The sequence below is a fragment of the Pedobacter sp. 01T416_2 genome (genome assembly GCF_056398925.1).
In genome coordinates, this window is the sequence record NZ_JBFTQI010001044.1 from 1 (window position 1) to 1,586 (window position 1,586).

Sequence of the window (1,586 nt, forward strand, 5' to 3'; positions counted from 1 at the left end):
AAATTCTTGAGAGAGGTCTTTGATCAGTTTTTCAATTTGAGTAGGATGATCATCAATGCTTACCGAAAAGCTGATAGCAGAATTGAGCATGGTATTGATTTTGATCCGGTGTGTATGGAAAAGCTCAAAAATATTGCTCAGGTTTTCTTCGATAATAAAAGAATAATCTTTTGGGAAAATTGAAATCAACGCCTGGTTAACCTTAAAAATAAAAGAGGGGATAGGCAATGGGTTATTTTCTTTGGTAATTGCTGTTCCTGAGCCTTCTGGTTGGATAAATGACCTTACAAAAAGCGGAATCCCTTTGTTTTGAAGTGGTTTTATTGTTTTTGGATGGATTACGGTTGCGCCATAATAAGTAAGCTCTATTGCATCGTGATAAGAAAGCTGTGCAATTTTCTCTGTTTCATCAAACCATTTCGGATCTGCATTTAATACGCCGGGAACATCCTTCCAGATGGTTAGTGCTGCAGCATCTAAGCAGGAAGCAAATATGGCTGCCGAATAATCAGAACCTTCCCTGCCTAAAGTTGTGGTGTAGTTTTCGCTGGTGCCGCCAATAAATCCTTGTGTGACAATAATGTTGTCGGTTAAGAGTGGTAATAAGTCTTTTTTTATAATCTGATTGGTTTTTGCCCAATCTACTTTTCCTTCGCGGTAGGTATTGTCAGTCTGAATATAATTCCGTGCATCAGCCCAAAGGGCTTTATTACCTGTTTCATTTAACCAGGCTGCCACAATTTTTGTAGAAACCACTTCGCCGATAGATACAATCTGATCGTAAATGTAATCAGCGTTGTTATCCGGTTCATCTTCAATCAGCCAGTCAATTTCAACAAATGTGTTAGCCACATCATCATAAACAGGATTGGCTTTGCCTTGAAACAGCTCATCTATAATGCTAAAATGGAAATGTTTAATCTCATCAAAAATTGCATGCGCTTCATCACTTTGTGATAAGAATGCCTGCGTTAACTTTTCCAGTTTATCAGTAATCTTACCCATCGCCGAAATCACAATCAGTAGATTCCCTTTTTTGTAATCGCGGACAATATTGGCCAGATTTTTCACTCCATCTGCATCTTTTACCGAGGCACCACCAAACTTAAAAATATCCATATTAAAATGCCTTGATTTGTTCTTTAGAGAAAGCTGCGTTTAACCAGCCACTTTCTAAATGTGCTTTATATTTATTGTAGAAGTTTATTGCCGGCTCGTTCCAGTCTAATACTTGCCAAACCATGCCGCTATAATTACCGTTTTTAGCCTCTTCTATCACTTTTTCGAATAATACTTTACCCAGGCCTTTTCCTCTAAATTCTTCTGTTACGATAAAATCTTCGAGATATAACCTGCATCCTTTCCATGTAGAGTAACGTGTATAGTATAATGCGAAGCCCACAATTATATTATTTACTTCGGCTACGTAAGCTTTCCATACCGGGTTTTTGCCAAAACCAGCATCGATAAAGTGATCTAAAGTAACCGTTACTTCTTCAGGGGCACGCTCATAAATGGCGAGCTCATTAATTAATTCCAATATTCTTGGACAATCTTCTGCAGTCGCAAATCTGATGTTAAAATCC

General features: G+C 38.0%; 2 protein-coding genes. Both read right to left on the reverse strand.

Features of this window, described 5'->3' with window-relative positions:
- Positions 1-1,119 (reverse strand): aspartate kinase (locus AC1DPQ_RS27180; RefSeq protein ID WP_477611479.1); only part of this gene is annotated, 1,119 nt, incomplete at its 3' end.
- A 1-nt stretch (position 1,120) separates the two neighbouring features.
- A complete protein-coding gene (locus tag AC1DPQ_RS27185; protein ID WP_477611480.1) occupies positions 1,121-1,576 on the reverse strand; it encodes an N-acetyltransferase family protein in 456 nt (151 codons plus the stop codon).
- Positions 1,577-1,586 lie beyond the last annotated feature (10 nt).